The organism is Polaromonas sp. (assembly GCF_030682935.1).
In the GTDB taxonomy this organism is placed as follows: Bacteria; Pseudomonadota; Gammaproteobacteria; order Burkholderiales; family Burkholderiaceae_C; genus Polaromonas.
This window is the reverse complement of record NZ_JAUXNA010000070.1, coordinates 15,174-35,627: the sequence shown is the minus strand read 5'-3', so window position 1 is coordinate 35,627 and position 20,454 is coordinate 15,174. Positions and strand designations below refer to the sequence as shown.

Here is a 20,454-nt window from a genome sequence, read left to right as displayed (position 1 = left end):
TGCTTCCCGCTGATACGTCCGCTGGACAAAAAATCATCCATCAAATAAAAACAATCCTCTGCCTTTGGCTCTGAAAACAAGTGCTCATGCTGCTTCGCAATTTCTAATGCGCGTTGCAAAAAATATCGGGTGGAGTTGTCTGGCTTATTTTTTGTTTGCCGACTCCATCCGCAGTGGGTCATGGCTACAGCATGAACTTTTGGGACACTAGCAATACCAGCTCGATCATTGAATTTATGAAATTCACTGGTTTTATCGGAGAGCATCTCCAACGTCAACTTCAACGCATCGATAGAGTGTTGATCTACGCGAACTGGAATAATTAAGGCGTCGGCTGCACACCAACCCAAGTGCGTAGCACCCCCAAAGAATGGACTGGTGTCCATGAGTACCTTCGTAGCCTTTGTCTTTTCAACAGTATTTAGGATAATCGTTTTTATTGACGTTAGAACCTTAGCGCTTGGCGCTCTTCCGCGAGTCCCGGCAAGCTGAGAAAACTGTGCTAATTGGCTATATAACAAGGATGGAAACAAAAAAAGCTCTTGTGATCCAGGAATTGAATAACATTTCTTTCTTGGTCTCTTGAAGGAGTCGTTGCCATTGCTAACGCTAACCACCAGGTCATCAAAATCAACTTCACCAGTTCCAGTTACTTCCGCAAGAAGCGCGTCATATATTGTCGTAACGTATTCATTTAAATCCTCTCCCAACAAACTCTGCGTCATATTCCTCTGGGGGCACAAATCCAAAATCAGAGTTGACTCAGTAGCCGAAATTTCGTAGGCCAGGTTAAAAGATAACGTGCTTTTCCCTATGCCCCCTCGAAAATTACTCATTGCGTAGGTGTTAAATTTCTGAGTTCTAGATGGCACTTCCTGGCCATTTAGAACGTCTCCCGATCGGTCTATAACTGTTTCTACTGCGCTCATAGTTGCAATTCCTTAAAGAACTGCCAACCACCTTGATCGACAGAGTGTCTATCATACACCTTGATCGACACTTTGTCGTTCAAGCTTGATTCGACACTCAAATTTTTCGATGCCGCATCGGCAACATGCTTTCTTCGGCATCTTTGACGATGCAGGAAACCCCTCTGCCACAAAAGGCGCCAGCAGGGCCAGGCAGAGGAGGGCGTGGGCCAGTTGAGCTTACGGCTCCAGTGCGATTTTCCGCAAATACCGGCAAACCCGCAGATCATCCCGCGTCTTCACCCGGTGCTCTTGAATTGATGGCCACTGCACCGGCTCAGCACCCTGCATAGTTCTTCCGCCCGCTGGCTGTGATGGTGTACGTGCCGCCGCGAGGTCCGACGTGGCAGGTAGCGCCTCCAGATCCGGTTGACGGTCTGGCGCGTGCAGCGGTGCTGGTCGGCGCGGAGTAGGCGGACTGTGGCACTGAGTCAGAAGAGGAACTGCCATTGGCCACACCACTGGACTGATTGGCCGCTCGAAGGCATTCCATGCGCTTGTTGGCCGGCTCCATGGCGTTGCACGCCTCCAGCAGGATTGGTGGAACCTGCGCATATCCCGTTGAGCCGGCCAGCGCTAGGCCCAGGCCGGTGATCCATCTCTTCATCGTCTCCTCCCTTTGTTTTATTTTTAATCATCTTGGAGAATGCCGGGCAGCAAGCTTAGACCGGTCCGCTGCACCAGTTCGCGGTAGCTGATGGGCGGCCCTGCCTTCGTGCCGTCCGCATTCGCCTGCCAGTGCGCCCAGGCCCTGTTTGTGCTGGCGTCATAGACCAGCTTGAACAGGTGGCTGGGCACGCGCACCTTGTTTGCGCCAATCGTGGTACTGCTCTGGTCGAACACCGGCCCGGTGATGACAAACACGTCGCCCTTGGCCCGCAATGCGTAATGCCGGGTGTCCTTCTCGATCTTGGCCCACGGGCCGCTGTTTTGCTTTTGCGACTGCGGGACCATGTTGGCCAAGCTGAAGCTTTGCGCCATGGCCGCCGGCGTGGGCATGTCGCCTGCTGGCGCCATGTGACCCCGTGCGTAGCCCGAGCCCTTGTAGTCGCTCAGTTCTGAGCGCTCGGCACGGGGCAGGCGTGCATCAGCGAAAAACTTGTCTGCACGCTTTTCATCGGCGTCCTGCACAGCCTGGCGGTTGAGCCTTTCGGCAACAAACACCGGCGTGCGTGTCTCGCCGCTGTGCAAGATGGCGAACGCCTCGTAGCACAGTTCACGCTGCTTGGGTGACGGTGGTGTGGCCGGGGCAATGCTGCCGGCAAAGAACTGAGGACATGCCTTGAATCGTTCCGACTGCGCTTGCTGGCCAGTGGGAAGGGTAGGTGCGCTTGGGCTGGCCTCGAACGGTTGGATGCTGCAGCTTGTGGCTTGGAGCCCGACAATTACAGCGGCAACGAATGCAAGGCCTAGGCGGCGGGCAAGCACGGTAGTGGTTTTGGTGCGTGCAGGCTTGCGCGAGAGAGTTCTTGTCATTCAGGAGAGGGTGGCAGGGCTAGGCAGAGTAGGGCGTGAATCATGCATGGGATGTTACCGTGATCGACGAGGCGCGCGTGGCGAACATGGCGGCGCTGAATAAGGCGCTCAAGGCGCAGGAGGATGCGGCTGGTAAGGTCACCCTGGCGCAGAAGCTGCGCACGGCCGTCACGTCACGGACTGGTGAGGCGGAAGCTGCACAGTGATCGACAAGCTCAAGATCATCGAAGCCTTGAGCGCCTACCGGCTGCGCCTGAAGGAGCAAGGCCGGCTGGTCAAGGCGGCGACGGTCGAGCACTGCATTGCCATCATCCGGCGGCTGTGATGGGTAGTTTGCGATTCTGTTCAAGTCGGGGGGTGAATCGAAAACATGACTTAAAGTCGGCCGGCGACCTGTTCCGGCGTTTCACGGTAATAGCGCTGGAGCATGGACAGGTCCTTGTGCTGACTGATGCGCGAGAGCGTGAGGATGTCCACCTTGCGCGCCAGCATTGTCAGTGCAAATGCCCGGCCATCGTGGAACGTGAAGTCTCCAGCCAGCGTGCTGTCTCGCGCTTTGCGAAACAGCGCGTCCAGATTGGGGGCATCAATCGTGAAGTCGGCCAGCTTGCAGAGCTTGACCGCCCGGCGCGTGATCGGTACCTTGGCAATCTTCATGGTTTTGGTCTTGACCGTGATCACCCGGGTGGCCGGGTTGAAGGTTTTGGCGTTGACGCGCAGGATTTCGGATGCCCGCAAGCTGGTGTGCAGGCCAATCAGGAAGGCAAGCGCCACTTGCTGATAAGCCGTTTCCGGCTTCTGCCCTGGCACATATCCCAGAAAGCGCAGCACGCGCCTGATGCGCTTCCAATCCCATAGCGCCGTTCGCGGGTCATTCTCGTCGGGCATGGATACGCCTTGGAATGGGTTGTGATCCATCCAGTGCCACTCATCCCGGGCGACGGTGAATACGTTGCGCAGCAGGTTTTTCTCGCGCTGTACGGTCGAGCCGGCCACCGGCCTGTGGTCTTTGTCGCCCTTCAGCCGAAAGTCGCGCCAAGCCGCAATCTCGGGTTGCCCGATCTGCGCCAGTGTCTTGTCGCCAAAATGCACCTTCATGGCCGCAAGCCGAAAGCCCTCCCACTTGGCGCCATCCTTCTTGCTGGACACTTCGGCCAGGTAGCGATCAGCGGCCTGGGAGAATGTTTTCCCTCCCACGGCGCTCCCACGGCGCATTTCTATCTCCCGCTGGGCCGCCCATTGCTGCGCATCCCGCTTGAATGCGAACACTTGGGAGTCGCGCTGGCCTTTTACCGTGAGCTGGACGCGCCAGCCTTTGGCGTGCGGGAGTATGGAAGCCATGGGGTAGCCGTGGGAGAGTGCGTGCGTTGATTTTGGGAGAATGTTTTTCCGAAGTTTTCCGCTCTATAGGGAAAACATGGAAAACAGTATCTCTTGGAAGTCGTTGATTTGCTTCATATTTCCTTATGAAAAGGAAATAAAGTGAAGCAAATCAAGATTTATGTGGTGCCCGGGGCCGGAATCGAACCGGCACGCCTTTCGGCGGGGGATTTTGAGTCCCCTGCGTCTACCAATTTCACCACCCGGGCATAAAGAAGCGAAGCCCCAAATTATGGCACAGTGTGGGCTATGAATTACCCAACCATTGAAGATGCGATCGGCAAAACGCCGCTGGTCGCCTTGCAACGCATCGCTGCCACCGAAAATGCCGCACGCGGCAACGTCATTCTGGGCAAACTTGAAGGCAACAACCCGGCCGGGTCCGTGAAAGACCGACCCGCACTGGCCATGATCAAGCGTGCCGAGGAGCGCGGCGATATCAAGCCGGGTGATACGCTGATTGAAGCCACGTCGGGCAATACCGGCATTGCGCTGGCCATGGCGGCCGCCATCAAGGGCTACCGCATGGTGCTGATCATGCCGGAGGACCTGAGCATTGAGCGCGCCCAGACCATGAAGGCTTTCGGGGCCGAACTGATCCTGACGCCCAAAAGTGGCGGCATTGAATATTCGCGCGACCTGGCGGATCAGATGCAAAAGGAAGGCAAAGGCCGGGTACTTGACCAGTTTGCCAATCTGGACAATCCGCGCGTTCATTACGAGACCACCGGGCCTGAAATATGGACGGACACCGCTGGCAAGGTGACGCATTTTGTCAGCGCCATGGGGACCACGGGCACGATCACCGGCGTGTCGCGCTACCTCAAAGAGAAAAATCCGGCCATCAAGATCATCGGTGCACAACCCAGTGAGGGCTCGCGTATTCCGGGCATACGCAAATGGCCGCAGGAATATTTGCCCAAGATTTATGACCCCCGCCATGTGGACGAACTGGTGCTGGTCAGCCAGAGCGATGCTGAAGACATGTGCCGGCGTATGGCACGTGAAGAAGGTATTTTTGCCGGAATTTCGGCCGCCGGGGCCTGCTGGGTGGCGCAGGAAATTGCCAAAACGGTGACCGATGCGGTGATTGTGTTCATCGTCTGCGACCGGGGCGACCGCTACCTGTCCACTGGCGTCTTTCCGGCCTGATGGTCTGCGTGTTTGGCAGTGAAATACGTGTTTTGTCAAAGAAGTTCGGGCGTTGGTAGCTATACAAAATATAGCGAACCATTGCGCTTCAGCTTCCCCTCATGAGCGACGATTTCAGGTTTTGCCCGCGTTGCGCCACGCCGCTGGCCATGCTGTCGCAAATGGAGGACAGCGGCCAGATGACGCGCCTGCGTTGCCCGGCTTGCAACTTCACCCACTGGAACAATCCCGCGCCCGTGCTGGCGGCTGTGGTCGAGTACCAGGGACAGATTTTGCTGGCGCGCAATGCCGCGTGTTCGGGCAAGGTGTTTGCGCTCATCACCGGCTTTATGGAGGCTGGTGAAACACCCGAGGGCGGGATTGCGCGCGAGATCAAGGAGGAAACCAATCTGGACACTACGGCGCTGAAGTTGATCGGTGTCTATGATTTTCAGCGCATGAACCAGGTGATCATGGCCTACCACGCGGTCTGCACTGGCAACGTGAGGCTGTCGCCTGAGCTGCTGGAATACCGGTTGTTTGATTTCGACAAACTCAAGTGCTGGCCTGCGGGCACGGGCTACGCGCTGGCTGACTGGCTGCGCGCGCGCGGCTATGAGCCGACGTTTGTAGCGTGGGGCAAAGACATGGAACCAATGCCTGACTGAAATGTCTAGCTGATGTCTGGCTGATTGGGCCGCGCTTGGTTATTGCCTAAAATAACGGCAACTTAAGGATTTTCATGAACATCGACAAAGAACTCGACACCCGCGGCCTGAACTGCCCCTTGCCCATTTTGAAGGCCAAGAAAGCGCTGGCTGAAATGCTCAGCGGTCAGTTGCTTCGCGTGGTGTCTACTGACTCCGGCTCAAGCCGCGACTTTCAGGCGTTTGCCAAGCAGACCGGCAACGAGTTGGTGGAACAGCAAGTGACCGGCAGCGACTTCATTCACATCCTGAAGCGGCGTTAAGTCGTTAAGTCGTTTGGGTCTTGGGGGCTGACCGCCCCGTGATACCGCAGGCGCGTGCCTCAGTCGAGCTTGAGCCCGCGCAGGTAGTGGCGGAAGTGCTCGCCTACTTCGGGGTGCTGCAGCGCCAGTTCCACGGTGGCTTCCAGAAAGCCTTCCTTGCTGCCGCAGTCGTAGCGCTTGCCTTCATACTGCAGGGCAAACACGGATTGCTCGCTGAGCAGGCTTGAAATGCCGTCGGTGAGTTGAATCTCGCCGCCTACGCCAGAGGCCTGACGGCGGATATGCTCAAAAATGGCAGGTGTGAAAATGTAGCGCCCGGCCACGCCCATGCGCGACGGTGCCACTTCCGGGGCCGGCTTTTCCACAATTTTCTCTACCTTGATCAGCCCCGGGCTGACGGTGTCGCCGACCACGATACCGTAGCGGCGCGTCTGCTCCAGCGGCACTTCCTGCACGGCCAGCACGGACTGCTGCAGCTGCGCAAACTGCGCGGCCATTTGGGTCAGGACCGAGGCGCCGCCGGCCGGGCCCACCATCAGGTCATCGGCCAGCAGGACCGCAAAGGGCTCGTCGCCCACCAAGTGTTCGGCACACAGCACGGCGTGGCCCAGGCCCAGTGAGCGGGGTTGGCGAACAAACGTGAAGTTCATGTCGTCGGGCTGAACGGAGCGCACCAGGGCCAGCAGATCATGCTTTTGAGCCATCTCCAGCTCGTTTTCCATTTCGTAAGCGGTATCGAAGTGATCTTCGATGGCCCGCTTGTTGCGCCCTGTGACAAAAATCATGTGGCGTATGCCCGCCGAATAGGCCTCTTCCACCGCGTACTGGATCAGCGGCTTGTCCACGATGGGCAGCATTTCCTTGGGCTGGGCTTTGGTGGCGGGCAAAAAACGGGTACCGAGTCCGGCGACGGGAAAAACAGCGGTGCTCAGTTTGAATTTTTGCATGGGGTTTGGATCAGGTAATAAGAATCAAGTTTTGCACTGTTTAGGCCGTGCGTGGGTCGGGCGATGGCCCGATTTGGCTTGCAATAAACCCGCAATAAATCCATAACGACCGCGCAATCAAAAGGTCTGCACGAAAACTACAAGATAAGGACGGAGCGGACGGACATCTTACTTCTTGATGCTTTGATGCTGGAAGCCGGGGCCTGGCTTGAATGCAGGCACGAAACCATGCGCGCGCCGTCCGGCGCGCATGGATCGGCAAGGCCCACGCGCGGCGCTGCTATTTCAGGCGCGCCAGCTGGTCCCTGATTTTTTCCAGGGTGGCCGTGAACTCGGTCAGGCGCTTGCGTTCCTGTTCCAGCACGGCCGGCGGGACTTTGGCCACAAAGGCCTCGTTGGCAAGTTTGGCATGGACCTTGACCAGCTCGCCTTCAAGCCGCAGGGCTTCTTTTCCGAGGCGCGCTTTTTCAGCCTCGACATCCACTTCCATGTGCAGACAGATGCGGGCCTCGCCGACCACCGCCACGGGCGCGGCCTGCGCCGCTGCAGCCCATTCGGCTTCATCTTCAAATACCTTGACTTCACTGAGCTTGGCCAATGACTTGAGCACGGGCGCGACGCCGGTCATGAAGGCGGAGTCGCCGAGCACAAACAGCGGCAGCCGGGTGGCCGGGGACACCTTCATTTCACCGCGCAGGTTGCGGCAGGCATCGACCAAGGTCTTGAGCTTGGCCACATGCGCTTCGGCGTGCAGGTCGATCTTTTCGGGCTGGCTTTGCGGGTAGGCAGCCATGCCAATGAACGGACCGGCGCGGCCTGCCACGGGCGCCACTTTTTGCCAGAGCTCTTCGGTGATGAAGGGAATCACCGGATGCGCCAGCCGCAGGATGGCTTCCAGCGTGCGGATCAGCGTGCGGCGCGTGGCGCGCTTCTGGGCATCGGTGCCGGTCTGGATCTGCACCTTGGCAATTTCCAGATACCAGTCGCAGAACTCGTCCCAGATGAACTGGTAAATGCTGCCGGCGACGTTGTCCAGGCGGTAGTCGGCAAAGCCCTTGGCGACGTCAAGCTCCACGCGCTGCAGGGTCGATGAAATCCAGCGGTCGGCCTGGGAAAAATCAAGATAGTTTTCCAGCTCGCCACCGGGCGCGCATTGGTCCTTGGTGTGCTCGTTCAAGCCGCAATCCTGGCCTTCGCAGTTCATCAAGGTGAAGCGCGTGGCGTTCCACAGCTTGTTGCAGAAGTTGCGGTAGCCCTCGCAGCGCTTGCTGTCGAAGTTGATGCTGCGGCCCAGGCTGGCGAGGGACGCAAAGGTAAAGCGCAGCGCATCGGCGCCATAGCCGGGAATGCCTGCCGGGAATTCTTTTTCGGTGTTCTTGCGCACCTGTGGCGCCGTCTCGGGCTTGCGCAGCCCTTGCGAGCGCTTGTCCAGCAGCGGTGCCAGTTCAATCCCGTCAATCAAGTCCACCGGGTCCAGCACATTGCCCTCGGACTTGCTCATTTTCTTGCCTTGCGAATCTTTCACGAGGCCGTGGATGTACACATGCTTGAACGGCACCTGGCCGGTGAAATGCGTCGTCATCATGATCATCCGGGCGACCCAGAAAAAGATGATGTCGTAGCCCGTGACCAGCACGCTGGAGGGCAAAAAGAGATCGAGCTCCCTAGTCTTTTCGGGCCAGCCCAGCGAAGAGAAGGGCACCAGCGCCGACGAATACCAGGTATCTAACACGTCTTCATCGCGGCGCAGGGTTTTGCCGGGGGCTTGCGCCTGCGCGGCGGCTTCGTCAGTGGCGACATAGACCTTGCCGTCTTCGTCGTACCAGGCCGGAATCTGGTGGCCCCACCAGAGCTGGCGCGAAATGCACCAGTCCTGGATGTTGCCCATCCATTGGTTGTAGGTATTGACCCACTGCTCGGGCACGAACTTGACCGCGCCGCTGTCCACCGCATCAATCGCTTTCTGCGCGATGGATTTTCCTGTGGGGTCCTTGTCGCTGACCTTGTTCACAGCAACAAACCACTGGTCGGTCAGCATCGGCTCGATCACCTGGCCGGTGCGGGTGCAGCGCGGCACCATGAGCTTGTGCTTTTTGACTTCGACCAGAAAGCCCTGGGCTTCCAGGTCAGCCACCACCTGTTTGCGGGCGACGAAGCGGTCCAGGCCGCGGTATTTTTCAGGCGCGTTGTCGTTGATCGCGGCGTCCAGGGTTAGCACGCCGATGATGGGCAACTGGTGGCGCTGGCCGACGGCATAGTCGTTCACGTCATGCGCGGGTGTGACCTTGACCACGCCGGTGCCGAATTCCTTGTCCACGTAGTCGTCGGCAATCACCGGGATGTTGCGGCCGCACAGTGGCAGCACGACTTCCTTGCCAATCAGGTGCTGGTAGCGCTCGTCCTCGGGATGCACCATTACCGCCACGTCGCCCAGCATGGTTTCGGGGCGGGTGGTGGCCACGGTGATCGAGCCGCTGCCATCAGCCAGCGGATAGCGGATGTGCCACATGTTGCCGTCTTCTTCCTCGCTTTCGACTTCCAGGTCGCTCACGGCGGACTTCAGGATCGGGTCCCAGTTGACCAGGCGCTTGCCCCGGTAGATCAGGCCTTGTTCATAAAGCTGCACAAAGGTGGAAGTGACGACCTTGGACATCTTCGGGTCCATGGTGAAGTACTCGTGCTTCCACGACACCGAGTCGCCCATGCGGCGCATCTGGCGCGTGATGGTGGAACCGGACTCTTCTTTCCATTCCCAGACCTTGCTCACAAAGTTTTTGCGGCCCAGGTCGTGGCGGGTTTTGCCCTCGCCCTGCAGCTTGCGCTCGACCACGATTTGCGTGGCAATGCCGGCATGGTCGGTGCCGGGCACCCACAGCGTGTTGTCCCCGCGCATGCGGTGGTAGCGCGCCAGCGAGTCCATGATGGTCTGGTTGAATGCATGGCCCATGTGCAGCGTGCCGGTGACGTTGGGCGGCGGCAGCTGGATGGCAAACGACGGTTTGGCCGCGTCCAGCGTCGGCTCGTACTGGCCGCTTTGCTCCCACAGCGGACCCCAGTGGCTTTCAATCGCCGCAGGCTCAAACGATTTGGCCAGGCTGTCCAGCCCCGGCGTCGGGGGGAACACTTTGGCGGTTTCGGGGGCAGGGGCGGCGGGGGTAGGGGTGGCAGCGTCAGTCATGGGGCAATGAAAAACGGCATCGCAGGGATGCCGCCTTGGGTTGGATGGAACTGCCCCGATTTTATTCGACTGCGCTGCCCGCGCCGGCTCAGCCGCTCTGGCGTGCCGCGGCAATGCAGTCGTCGAGCAACGCGCTGTCGCCCAGCTGGTTGGCCAAAATCAAAATAAGCCGGGCATTGAGCAGTTCGGATTCGTCGCGGCTCAGGCCGCCGTGGGCATCCAGCAGGCGCTCGTAAAACGCATCGGCGTCCTGGAAGTTGGGTGTGTTTTTCATGGGGTACTTTTCCAGGTGTCAGTGCAGGCCAAGGGTCTTTTCCACGGCGGCGATCAGGTCGCTGTCCACGGCCTCGCCGGTGGCGGCCAGGTAGCAGTCGGGCCGCACCAGGGCCCAGGCGTGGCCAAACACGTGGCAGGCGCCCTGCAGATGGCCGACGCCACGGGCATTGATGTCGCGCACATGCTCGCGCGCCTGCGCCCGGTCATCCGGGCCCAGCACCTGCACGCTGCGGACCGGCGCATGCAGCGCCAACTGCTTCAGGCGCTGCACTGCGGCGGCCGACAGTTCGCCGAACACCAGCACCAGCAGATCGCCTGCGGCCCACTGCAGCAGGTCGTTGACCGCGCCTTGCGAACCGTCGGCCCAGCGGAAAGCCGCGTTTTGCACCGACTGGCCCCCCGTACCCTCGCAAATGGGCGAACGGGTGTAGCTGTTGGCCACGGCCATGCGGCCGGTGTTGACCAGCGCCCGGGCAAACGGGTATTGCCGCGCCAGGCTGATGGCGGCGTTGCGAAAGGTTCGCTCCATGCCGTCGGCCGGACGCAGAAAGCGCGCGGTGCGGTTGGTCACCGCCACGTTTTGCTGCGCGGCTTCCAGGCGTTCCGCGTTGTAGCTGTCCAGCAGCGTGGGGCTGGCGCGGCCGCGCAGCACGGCCGCCAGTTTCCAGGCCAGGTTGTCGGCATCCGCCACGCCGGTGTTGCCGCCGCGCGCACCAAAGGGACAGACGACCTTGGCGGAGTCGCCCATGAAGAAGACGCGGCCGACGCGCAACTGGTCCAGACAGCGGCTGCGGTAGGCATAGGGCCCGACCCAGACGATCTCGATCGCCACATCCTGGCCAAACTGGCGCTGCAGGCGCTCGCGCACCACGTCTTCGCGGCTCATGTAGTCGGGGTCGGCGTCCGGCGCCATCTGGTAGTCGATGCGCCAGACGTCGTCGGCCATCAGGTGCTGCCAGACCGCACGGTTCTCGTTGAACGGCGCTTCGATCCAGGTGTGGCGTTCGACCGGCGGGTGCGTGGAAAAACGCACATCGGCAATGCACCAGCGGTCATCGCCGTTTTTTATCTGCATCGTGGCGCCGACCCACTGGTGAAAAGGGGTGTGTGAGCCGCTGGCGTCGATGACGTGATCCGCCTGGAGCTGGTAGCGGCCTCCGGGCGTTTCCACCGTGAGCGTGGCGAAGTCGGCGTTCTGCTCGAAGGCGGTGACGCGCGACTTCCAGCGCAGCGCCGCTTGGCCCAATTCATAAATCCGCTCGACCAGGTAGCCTTCAATATAGAACTGCTGGAGGTTGATGAACGGCGGCTGGGTCGAGAGGTTGAAGTTGTCTTGCTGGCGCAGGTCGAACGAATACACCTCTTCCTTGCCCGCAAAGGTGCGGCCCACGCTCCACTGGACCCCCTTTTTTTCAATGCGCTCGTAAATGCCGAGCTTGTTGAAGATCTCCAGCGATTTTTGCGTGTAGCAAATGCCCCGCGATGCCGCGCCCTTGACGCCCACGGTGTTGTCCTCGTCCAGCAGCACGGCTTTGACGCCCAGCCGTGCCAGCGCGCAGGCCAGCGTCAGGCCCGTGATGCCGCCACCCACAATGACCACCGGATGGCGCTGCACCTGGCCCGTGGTGAGCTCGGGCGGGGCTGCAAACGGGTACTCGGGCAGCGCATAGCCCGAGCCTTGCGTGAATTCGTAGCCGTTGGTGAAATTGGCTGCGGCATAGGCGGCCGGTGGGGTAGGGGTGTCCGTCATGGGTCGCTGTCTCCTGCCTTTTTATGAATGAAATTGGCCTTTGGCGCTTTGTGGGCGGGCGCCGGAAGCTATCAAAAAAATAGCTTATAAATCAATGTACCGGTGATGCCAGGCACCTCCACAGCATCGGCCGCCCAACGCCTTGATTCACCTATTCATAATTAATTCACTATAACGTAACCCTGGAAGGCTGCCAAGCGGCGGCTGCGGGCCTGGCTTGCGGGCGCGTGCAGCCCATAGCTTTTGTTGATTTTCCCGATTGACGCCGTTAATTTGACGCCTCACGTCAACCGCGCTAAGGTAATTGCGTCTTTGGTTGCTCTGCGCCGAAGTCACTGGCTACTTATTTCATCAACCCACAAAGGAGATTTCCATGGCTGCTCTTAAAGGCTCCAGGACGGAAGACAACCTGAAAGCCGCATTTGCCGGCGAATCACAGGCCAATCGCCGTTATTTGTATTTCGCGAACAAGGCTGACGTGGAAGGGCAGCCGGATGTGGCGGCGCTGTTCCGCTCCACCGCGGAAGGTGAAACCGGCCATGCCCACGGCCACCTGGAGTGGCTCGAGCAGTGCGGCGATCCGGCCACCGGCATGCCTTTCGGGGCCACCCGCGACAACCTCGCCTCTGCCGTGGCGGGCGAGACCCACGAGTACACCGACATGTACCCGGGCATGGCCAAAACCGCCCGCGACGAAGGTCACGACGAAGTGGCCGACTGGTTTGAAACCCTGGCCAAGGCCGAGCGTTCGCATGCGAACCGCTACACCAAGGCGCTGGCTGAACTGGCGGATTAACGGAAGGGTGCGTGCTGGGCGCTCTTTGCAGCGCCCAGTGCAGACCCTTCCCACTTTTATAAAAAGGCACACCATGGCCACAGAAGGCAATCTCCAGGCGCCAACCCGTCATGCGATTGACTGGAAAAATCCGGACTACTACAACGAGGAAGCCTGCGTTCATGAGATGGCGCGCATCTTTGACATTTGCCATGGCTGCCGCCGCTGCGTGAGTTTGTGCGGCGCCTTCCCTACGCTGTTTGATTTGGTCGATGAAAGCAAATCCGGCGAAGTCGAAGGCGTGGCCAGGCAGGACTACCGCAAAGTGGTGGACCAGTGCTACCTGTGCGACCTCTGCTACATGACCAAGTGTCCTTATGTGCCGCCGCACGCGTTCAATCTGGACTTCCCGCACACCATGCTGCGCGCCAAGGCCATCAAGTTCAAAAAAGGCGATGTCGGCCTGGCCGAGCGCTTGCTGGCCTCGACCGACGTGCATGGCCAGTTTGCCGGCATTCCGATCGTGGTGCAGGTGGCCAATGCGGTCAACAAGACCCAACCGGTGCGCGCCCTGATGGAAAAAGTGCTGGGCGTGGACAAAGACGCCTGGCTGCCCGAGCTGGCAACCCATAAATTTCGCGCCAGCGCGCCGGAGTCGCCCCCGCACCCGGTCAAGGACGGCGAAAGAACGCCCGGCAAGGTCGTTATTTATTCCACCTGCTACATCAACTACAACGAACCCGGCATTGGCCACGACCTGCTCAAGGTGCTTGACCACAACGCAGTGCCTTACGTGCTGGTTGAAAAGGAAAAGTGCTGCGGCATGCCCAAGCTGGAACTCGGCGACCTGGATTCTGTGAATACCAGCAAGGAAGCCAACATCCCGGTGCTGGCCAAATACGCGAGGGACGGCTTTGCGATTTTGAGCGCGGTGCCGAGTTGCACGCTGATGTTCAAGCAGGAAATCCCGCTGATGTACCCCGATGACGCCGACGTGCAACTGGTCAAGGCGCACATGTGGGACCCGTTTGAATACCTGATGGCGCGCAAGCGCGACGGCCTGCTCAAGACCGAATTCAGCGTGCCGCTGGGCAAGGTCAGCTACCAGATTCCCTGCCACGGCCGGGTCCAGAACATCGGCAAGAAAACCGAGGAAATGCTCAGGATGGTGCCCGGCACCAGCGTGCAGACGCACGAGCGCTGCTCGGGCCACGCCGGCACGTTTGGCGTCAAAGTGCCTTACCACCAGCAGGCCCTGAAAATCGGCAAGCCGCTGTTCAAGGCCATGGCCAGCCACAAGGACGGCGGCCTGCCCGATGTCATCAGCAGCGACTGCCCGCTCGGCGGCCACCACATTGCGCAGGGCTTTGATGTCAACCAGCTGGGCGCGCCGCCGCAAAAACACCCGCTGACGCTGATACGCATGGCCTATGGCCTGAAATAAACCAGAGCTGGATGCATTCATGAACACCACCGCAAAAATCACCCGCGACTCCCTCATGACGCTGGAGGCCTACAGCAAATACCGCAAGGCCCACAAGCCCGCGATCATGGCGCACCGCAAGCTGCGCAGCGTCCGGCTGGGCGAATACATCAACCTGCAGTTCGAAAGCGAAACCACCGTTCGCTACCAGATCCAGGAAATGCTGCGCATTGAAAAAATCTTTGAAGAGGACGGTATCGAGCAGGAGATCGAGGCCTATGCGCCGCTGGTGCCCGACGGCAGCAACTGGAAGGCGACCATGATGCTGGAGTACCCCGACGTCAACGAGCGCAAGCGCGAGCTGGCCCGCCTGATCGGTGTGGAAGACCACCTGTTCGTCGAGGTCGAGGGCCACGCCCGCGTCTATGCGATTGCCGACGAAGACATGGACCGTGAGAACGACGAGAAAACCTCGGCCGTGCATTTTGTGCGCTTTGAACTGGACCCGGCCATGTGCGCCGCCGTGAAGGCCGGCGCCAGCGTCAAGCTGGGCTGTGACCACACGAATTACCCTGCGCACACCACGATCCCGGCGGAAACGCTGGCGTCATTGGCCGGCGATTTGCGCTGAGGCGGGCTTTTTACCGTGTTTGGCGGCGGTGGCGCGCCGCTCGTGCCGCAGCTGTCGTAAAGTCAGGCTTTTGCCTGACCTCAAGAACTCAAAGCCATGCTGTTTTTACTCTCGCCCGCCAAAGCGCTGGACTACGACACCCCGCCGCACCTTGCAACGCACACCCAGCCGCTGTTCAAGCGCCAGTCGGCGGAGCTGATTGAGGTGCTCAAAACCAGGTCGCCACAAGAAATCAGCTCGCTAATGAAACTCTCCGATGCGCTGTCGGGCCTGAACGTGGCGCGCTACGAGGCCTGGTCGCCCAAATTCACCGCCAAAAACGCCAAGCAGGCTGTGCTGGCCTTCAATGGCGATGTCTACGAGGGGCTGAACGCCAAAACCCTGAGCGAGGCGCAGCTCGGCTGGGCGCAAGAGCATGTGTGTATTTTGAGCGGGCTGTACGGCGTGCTGCGCCCGCTCGACTGGATGCAGCCCTACCGCCTGGAAATGGGCACCGCGCTGGTCACCGGCCACGGCAAGAATCTCTACCAGTTCTGGGGCACGCAAATTGCCGACTACCTCAATGAACGCGCTGCGGCTGATAGCTCCCCCGTCATCGTGAATCTGGCCAGCGAAGAGTATTTCAAGGCGGTGGACCGCAAGGCGCTGAAGGCCCGCGTGGTGACCTGCGTGTTTGAAGAGTTCAGGGGCGACAAGTACAAAATCATCAGCTTCATGGCCAAGCGCGCACGCGGCCTGATGGTGCGCTACGCCGTTGAACACCAGCTGGGCAGCGTTAAAAAACTGGAAGGCTTTGACGCCGAAGGTTACCGCTTCGAGCCCAGTGTTTCCGGGGTGGACCGCCTCGTGTTCAGGCGCAGGCAGGGTGACTGACGTCTTCGCGGGGCAAACCCCTGTCGGCAGGCTGGCGTCGCTGGAACGTAACCAAGTTTATATGCAAAACAGCCTTCAAGTCCATATGCTGCGGGAATAATAAGCTATGAAAATAAGAGCAAACAAGATTGACATCGAGGTCGAGGACAGCGGCCCGGGCATGAATGCCGATGGCACGGCCAGGCCGGTGGTGCTGCTCATCATGGGCCTGGGCATGCAGCTGATTGCCTGGCCGCCCGAGATGGTGCGCTCGCTGGTCGATGCAGGCTTTCGGGTCGTGCGCTTTGACAACCGCGATGTGGGCTTGAGCCAGCACTTTGACCCGCTGGGCGCGCCCAACTTGCTGTGGGTGGGCTTGAAGCACCGGCTCGGCTGCCGCATCCAAGCGCCTTACAGCCTGCAGCAGATGGCGGCCGATGCGCTGGGCGTGCTCGATGCGCTGCAGATTGACAAGGCGCACATTGTGGGCGTGAGCATGGGCGGCATGATTGCACAGCGCCTGGCTTTGCTGGCGCCAGCGCGTGTGCTCAGCCTGGCCAGCATCATGAGTTCCAGCGGTGCGCGCGGGCTGCCCGCGGCCAGGCCAGAAGTCACGCGCGTGCTGCTCAGCCGCCCCGCAGACAAAAGCCTGCAGGCCGCCGTCGAACACACGCTCGGGCTGTTCAGGGCCATCGGCAGCCCCGGTTTCCCCATGAACGACGCGGTGCTGCGCGAACGCGTCACCGCCGCCACCGAACGCAGCTTTCACCCGCAGGGCATTGTTCGCCAGATGGTCGCCATTGTGGCCGACAGCACGCGCGCTGGCGCGCTGGCCGGCGTGGCCGTGCCTACGCTGGTGGTGCATGGCAAGGCCGATCCGCTGGTGCCGTTTGCCTGCGGTGAAGACACCGCGCGCCGCATTCCAGGCGCCCGGCTGGCCGCCATCGAAGGCATGGGCCATGATTTGCCGCCCGGCGTGGTCGAGCGCTTGCTCGAATTGCTGATTCCGCACTTCGACGCCGCAAGAGCGCGCTGAATACATCCTGAAGAAGACCTGAAAAATGAATATTCCTGAACATTCCCAACTGGGAAAAACATCGGCCTATGTCGATCAGTACGACGCCTCGCTGCTCTTTCCGATTCCGCGCGCGGGCAAGCGGCTGGAGCTCGGCATTGCCGGCATGCCGCCTTTTCTGGGGGCTGACCTGTGGACCGCGTTCGAGCTGAGCTGGCTCAACCTGCGCGGCAAGCCGCAAGTGGCGCTGGCGCACTTCACCGTGCCCTGCGAAACGCCCAACATCGTCGAGAGCAAGTCCTTCAAGCTCTACCTGAACAGTTTCAACAACACGCGTTTTGCGGACGCGGCCGAGGTGCAGGCGCGGCTTCGGGCCGACATCAGCGAGGCCGCCTGGCGCGGCGCGCCGCAGCCGTCCATCGTCGGCGTCAAACTGCTGCTGCCCGAACTGTTTGACCGCGAGCCGGTGCATGAGCTGGATGGCTTGAGTCTGGACCGCCTCGACGTGGAATGCACCCGCTACACCCCGGCGCCCGATTTGCTGAGCGCCGCGTTCGACGAGCAACCCGTGAGCGAGGTGCTGACCAGCAACCTGCTCAAAAGCAATTGCCTGGTCACCGGCCAGCCCGACTGGGGCAGCGTGCGGATCAGCTACAGCGGCCCGCAGATCGAGCAGGCCGGACTGCTGCAATACCTGGTGAGCTTTCGCAACCACAACGAGTTTCATGAGCAATGCGTGGAGCGCATCTTCATGGACCTGTGGACGCGCTGCAAGCCGGCCAAGCTGTCGGTGTATGCGCGCTACACGCGGCGTGGCGGGTTGGACATCAATCCGTTTCGCACCAGCCACCCGCAGGGCTTGCCGGGCAATATCCGCATGGCGCGCCAGTAAATCGAAGGCGGCTGGACTGGACTTCAAAAAAACCATCCAATCAGCTTGGGTGCGTTGGGGCTGGTGTAGCGCAACGGGCAGCTTTGCAGCCAGTTCTCAAACAAGCCACTGGCCTGCAAGAACTCGGCAAAGAAGGCCAGCTGGCCCGGTGGATTTTCCCTGCATGTTCCATTGCATCTCGAAGACCCCTCCGGGTGTCTGCACGCGCAACGTCTCATCAGCCGCTTGCGCAGATCGTTTGATCGCCTCTTGACAGGCTTGACTGGTCTGGCTTTGTGCAAAATCCGCTTCACACCATTTGGTGTCTCCTCAAATTACCCGCTAACCCGCATGGGGCCTACGTTTGCGGGATTTTGCCTGAGGGTAACTGAGGAAAATAGGTTCACTGCTCCCAGCTTAAGGCTGGGAGGTCAGAGCTTAGTTGATCGCCTTGATGCCCGCCGTGAACAGCTGGTTCTGGTTCTTCAGGTAGGCGGCGTACTCGTCCGGGCCCAGCAGCCGGGGCTCGGCGCCCAGCACTGCGAGGCTGGCGGCGATGGCGTCGCCGTACTTCTCATTGACCTTTTTCGCCGCGTTATAGAGCGCGTCGACCACTTCCCGCGGTGTGCCCGTGGGCGCGGAGATGCCGTACAGCGTGGGGCTGCCGACGTTGTAGCCCAGCTCCTTGAGCGTCGGCACGTCGGGGAAGGCCTTCAGCCGGGTGTCGCCGAAGACGGCCATCGGCCGCAGCGTGCCGGCCTTCATGTGTGCCTGCGCCGGCGCGATCGCCGTGGCCGCCATCGACACGTGACCGCCCAGCAGCGCCGTGATGGCGGGCCCGCTGCCCTGGTAGGGAATGTGCCGCCACTTGACGTCGGCTTCCTTGGCGAAGATCTCGGCCAGCAGGTGGGTAATGCCCATCGCACCCGAGCTGCTGAAGGTGATCGCGCCCGGGTTCTTTTTCGAATGCTCGACCAGCTCCTTCATGTTCTTCCAGGGCGAGCTGGAATTGACCACCAGCATCAGTCCGCCCTCGGCCAGCGACGCGATCGGCGTGAAGGATTCCGGCGTGTACTTGACGTCCTTGTTGGCCAGCGGGACCACCACGATGGAGCCGGGCGAGGTGCCCACCAGCGTGTAGCCGTCGGCCTTGCTGGCGGCGACGAAGCCGGCGCCCACGCCGCCGCCGGCGCCCGGCTTGTAGTTCAGGACCACCGGCTGGCCCATGAACTCGCCCATCTTCTCGACGAAGGGACGCAGCATGTTGTCGGTGTCGCCGGGGGCGAACGGAATCACCAGCTGGATCGGCTTGGTGGGGAAGGGGTCCGCAGCCCGCGCCGGCATCGATGCCAAGGCCAGCATGCCGGCGGCTGCCGCCGCGAGAAAGAACGAGCGCTTCTTGATCTGCATACCTGTCTCCTTACTTGTTGAAAGCCGCCCCATTGCGGGGTCTATTCGTGATCAACCTGCAGCGCCTCCAGGAAGCGCGAAACCAGGTTGTAGGCACCGATGGTCGCCGTCAGTTCGACCATCTCGCGTTCGTCGAAGTGTGCCCTGACGTCCTTGAACACGGCGTCCGGCACATGGACCTCCTTGGTCATCGAATCGGTGTAGGCCAGCACGCTGCGCTCGACCTCGTCGAAGCCCTCGGCGCGACCTTCGCGCAGCGCGTCGATCTGCGCCTGGGTGAAACCCTCGGCCAGGGCGAAAGGGGTGTGGGCGCGGAATTCGTAGTCGGCGCCGTTGATGACGGCGATGCGCATGATCGCCAGCTCGCGGATGCGGCCGGACAGCTGGCATTTCTGGCGGATCGCGGTGAGGAAGGCCAGCCAGCCCTCGGCCACCGGCGGGCTGTGCAGCAGCATGCCGTAGAGATTGAGCACCTTGCCGCGCTCGGCCTTGATGCGCTCGACCACCGGGGCGATCGCGGGATTGTTCGGGTCCGGGTAGGAAAGTCTTGCCATGATCTTGTTTGAACGTGAGGGGGAGGGTGTCAGTCGCAGCGGGCGCTCATGCCGCCGTCGACGATGATTTCGGTGCCGGTGACCCAGCGCGCTTCGTCCGATGCCAGGAACAGCGCCGCATTGGCGGTGTCGCGGCCGTCGCCCATGAAAGGCATCGGGATGCGCGCCTGTCGGCGCGCGAGCAGCGTCTCGATGTCGCCGCCGCTCTGGTCCTTGGCCAGCACCGCGTCCACCAGCGGCGTGTGCAATTGCCCTGGCAGAACCGAGTTGACGCGGATGCCTTTCTTCGCATACTCGACCCCGACCACTCGGCCGAACTGGATCACTCCGGCCTTGGCGGTTGCGTAGCCGACGGCGGCAGCGCCGGTCCACCGGATGCCAGAGGTGGAGGCGATGTTGACGATCGCCCCCGCGCCTTTTGTTTCCATCAGCGGCATCACGTGCTTGCACATGAGGAAGACGCTGGTGAGGTTGATGTCGAGTTGCTTGCCCCAGTCTTCTTCGCTCAGCTGCACCGGCCCGCCGGGAGCGGGGCCGCCGACGTTGTTGACGAGGATGTCGACCCCGCCATAGGTTGCGAGGCAGGCGGCAACCAGCGCAGCGATCGCCTTGCTGTCGGTGACGTCGCAGGCGTAAGGCGTGATGTCGCCACCGGCTTCGCGAACCAGCGCCAGCGTCTCGTCCATCGCCTTCATGTCCTTGTCGACCGCGAAGATCCGTGCGCCTTCTTCGGCAAAGCGCGCGGCGATCGCGCGGCCGTTGCCCCAGCCGGGGCCGACGCAGCCCGCGCCGGTGACGATGGCGACCTTGCCCTGCAGTCTTCCTTTTGTTTTTTCCATGCTTGTTC

The 20,454-nt window shown here is 60.8% G+C and carries 21 protein-coding genes and 1 tRNA gene; 11 read left to right on the top strand and 11 right to left on the bottom strand.

Annotated elements, in window-relative coordinates; translation table 11 throughout:
- Nucleotides 1-929 (bottom strand): ParA family protein (locus tag Q8K05_RS02850; protein WP_305245029.1); only part of this gene is annotated, 929 nt, incomplete at its 3' end.
- A 669-nt stretch (nt 930-1,598) separates the two neighbouring features.
- Nucleotides 1,599-2,444: a DNA/RNA non-specific endonuclease gene (locus Q8K05_RS02845; protein ID WP_305245028.1), complete on the bottom strand. Its 846-nt coding sequence runs from the start codon at nt 2,442-2,444 to the stop codon at nt 1,599-1,601.
- A gap of 35 nt (nt 2,445-2,479) precedes the next feature.
- On the opposite strand from Q8K05_RS02845, the gene Q8K05_RS02840 reads away from it, so the two are divergent.
- Both Q8K05_RS02840 and Q8K05_RS02835 read left to right on the top strand, forming a co-directional pair.
- Complete coding sequence (locus tag Q8K05_RS02840) at nt 2,480-2,650, top strand: hypothetical protein (protein ID WP_305245027.1); 171 nt, start codon at nt 2,480-2,482, stop codon at nt 2,648-2,650.
- Complete coding sequence (locus Q8K05_RS02835; protein WP_305245026.1) at nt 2,647-2,769, top strand: hypothetical protein; 123 nt, start codon at nt 2,647-2,649, stop codon at nt 2,767-2,769. Before Q8K05_RS02840 ends, Q8K05_RS02835 begins: the two co-directional genes overlap by 4 nt.
- 50 nt (nt 2,770-2,819) lie before the next feature.
- On the opposite strand, the gene Q8K05_RS02830 is transcribed toward Q8K05_RS02835, so the two are convergent.
- Nucleotides 2,820-3,785 carry a tyrosine-type recombinase/integrase gene (locus Q8K05_RS02830; RefSeq protein WP_305245025.1) on the bottom strand — a complete coding sequence of 322 codons (966 nt, stop codon included), beginning with the start codon at nt 3,783-3,785 and terminating at the stop codon, nt 2,820-2,822.
- A gap of 163 nt (nt 3,786-3,948) precedes the next feature.
- Nucleotides 3,949-4,033 (bottom strand) — tRNA-Leu (locus tag Q8K05_RS02825).
- 40 nt (nt 4,034-4,073) lie between these two features.
- On the opposite strand from Q8K05_RS02825, the gene cysM reads away from it, so the two are divergent.
- The 3 genes from cysM to Q8K05_RS02810 all read left to right on the top strand — a co-directional run bounded on the left by cysM (nt 4,074) and on the right by Q8K05_RS02810 (nt 5,925).
- Entirely contained in the window at nt 4,074-4,976 is a 903-nt protein-coding gene (gene cysM / locus Q8K05_RS02820; protein WP_305245024.1) for a cysteine synthase CysM, read from the top strand.
- Nucleotides 4,977-5,077: 101 nt separating this feature from the next.
- Nucleotides 5,078-5,623, top strand: coding sequence for an NUDIX hydrolase (locus Q8K05_RS02815; protein WP_305245023.1), 546 nt, complete (start codon nt 5,078-5,080; stop codon nt 5,621-5,623).
- 74 nt (nt 5,624-5,697) lie between these two features.
- Complete coding sequence (locus Q8K05_RS02810; RefSeq protein WP_305245022.1) at nt 5,698-5,925, top strand: sulfurtransferase TusA family protein; 228 nt, start codon at nt 5,698-5,700, stop codon at nt 5,923-5,925.
- A gap of 59 nt (nt 5,926-5,984) precedes the next feature.
- On the opposite strand, the gene galU is transcribed toward Q8K05_RS02810, so the two are convergent.
- The 4 genes from galU to Q8K05_RS02790 form a co-directional block, all read right to left on the bottom strand.
- A complete protein-coding gene (gene galU, locus Q8K05_RS02805; RefSeq protein WP_305245021.1) occupies nt 5,985-6,872 on the bottom strand; it encodes a UTP--glucose-1-phosphate uridylyltransferase GalU in 888 nt (295 codons plus the stop codon).
- Between the two features lie 280 nt (nt 6,873-7,152).
- Nucleotides 7,153-10,050 (bottom strand): valine--tRNA ligase, encoded by a 2,898-nt coding sequence (locus Q8K05_RS02800; RefSeq protein WP_305245020.1) that lies wholly within the window; start codon nt 10,048-10,050, stop codon nt 7,153-7,155.
- 88 nt (nt 10,051-10,138) lie between these two features.
- Nucleotides 10,139-10,324, bottom strand: coding sequence for a DUF2783 domain-containing protein (locus tag Q8K05_RS02795; RefSeq protein ID WP_305245019.1), 186 nt, complete (start codon nt 10,322-10,324; stop codon nt 10,139-10,141).
- 18 nt (nt 10,325-10,342) lie between these two features.
- Complete coding sequence (locus Q8K05_RS02790; RefSeq protein WP_305245018.1) at nt 10,343-12,076, bottom strand: FAD-dependent oxidoreductase; 1,734 nt, start codon at nt 12,074-12,076, stop codon at nt 10,343-10,345.
- A gap of 373 nt (nt 12,077-12,449) precedes the next feature.
- On the opposite strand from Q8K05_RS02790, the gene Q8K05_RS02785 reads away from it, so the two are divergent.
- The 6 genes from Q8K05_RS02785 (at nt 12,450) to queF (ending at nt 17,664) form a co-directional block, all read left to right on the top strand.
- Complete coding sequence (locus Q8K05_RS02785; protein ID WP_305245017.1) at nt 12,450-12,872, top strand: rubrerythrin family protein; 423 nt, start codon at nt 12,450-12,452, stop codon at nt 12,870-12,872.
- Nucleotides 12,873-12,945: 73 nt separating this feature from the next.
- A complete protein-coding gene (locus Q8K05_RS02780; protein WP_305245016.1) occupies nt 12,946-14,295 on the top strand; it encodes a heterodisulfide reductase-related iron-sulfur binding cluster in 1,350 nt (449 codons plus the stop codon).
- 19 nt (nt 14,296-14,314) lie between these two features.
- Nucleotides 14,315-14,905, top strand: a complete 591-nt coding sequence (locus tag Q8K05_RS02775) for a DUF3501 family protein (RefSeq protein WP_305245015.1) — start codon at nt 14,315-14,317, stop codon at nt 14,903-14,905.
- Between the two features lie 96 nt (nt 14,906-15,001).
- On the top strand, nt 15,002-15,778 hold the full coding sequence (gene yaaA, locus Q8K05_RS02770) for a peroxide stress protein YaaA (RefSeq protein WP_305245014.1): 777 nt from the start codon (nt 15,002-15,004) through the stop codon (nt 15,776-15,778).
- A gap of 106 nt (nt 15,779-15,884) precedes the next feature.
- Nucleotides 15,885-16,793, top strand: coding sequence for an alpha/beta fold hydrolase (locus tag Q8K05_RS02765; protein WP_305245013.1), 909 nt, complete (start codon nt 15,885-15,887; stop codon nt 16,791-16,793).
- Between the two features lie 25 nt (nt 16,794-16,818).
- On the top strand, nt 16,819-17,664 hold the full coding sequence (gene queF, locus Q8K05_RS02760; protein WP_305245012.1) for an NADPH-dependent 7-cyano-7-deazaguanine reductase QueF: 846 nt from the start codon (nt 16,819-16,821) through the stop codon (nt 17,662-17,664).
- A 417-nt stretch (nt 17,665-18,081) separates the two neighbouring features.
- On the opposite strand, the gene Q8K05_RS02755 is transcribed toward queF, so the two are convergent.
- Genes Q8K05_RS02755 through Q8K05_RS02745 form a run of 3 tightly spaced genes read right to left on the bottom strand, consistent with a single transcriptional unit; the run spans nt 18,082 to nt 20,446 of the window.
- Nucleotides 18,082-19,053, bottom strand: a complete 972-nt coding sequence (locus Q8K05_RS02755; protein ID WP_305245011.1) for a tripartite tricarboxylate transporter substrate binding protein — start codon at nt 19,051-19,053, stop codon at nt 18,082-18,084.
- A 41-nt stretch (nt 19,054-19,094) separates the two neighbouring features.
- The gene (locus Q8K05_RS02750; protein ID WP_305245010.1) at nt 19,095-19,607 is read right to left on the bottom strand and encodes a carboxymuconolactone decarboxylase family protein; all 513 of its coding nucleotides are present in this window, start codon (nt 19,605-19,607) and stop codon (nt 19,095-19,097) included.
- Between the two features lie 29 nt (nt 19,608-19,636).
- Entirely contained in the window at nt 19,637-20,446 is an 810-nt protein-coding gene (locus tag Q8K05_RS02745; RefSeq protein ID WP_305245009.1) for an SDR family NAD(P)-dependent oxidoreductase, read from the bottom strand.
- Nucleotides 20,447-20,454: the final 8 nt, after the last annotated feature.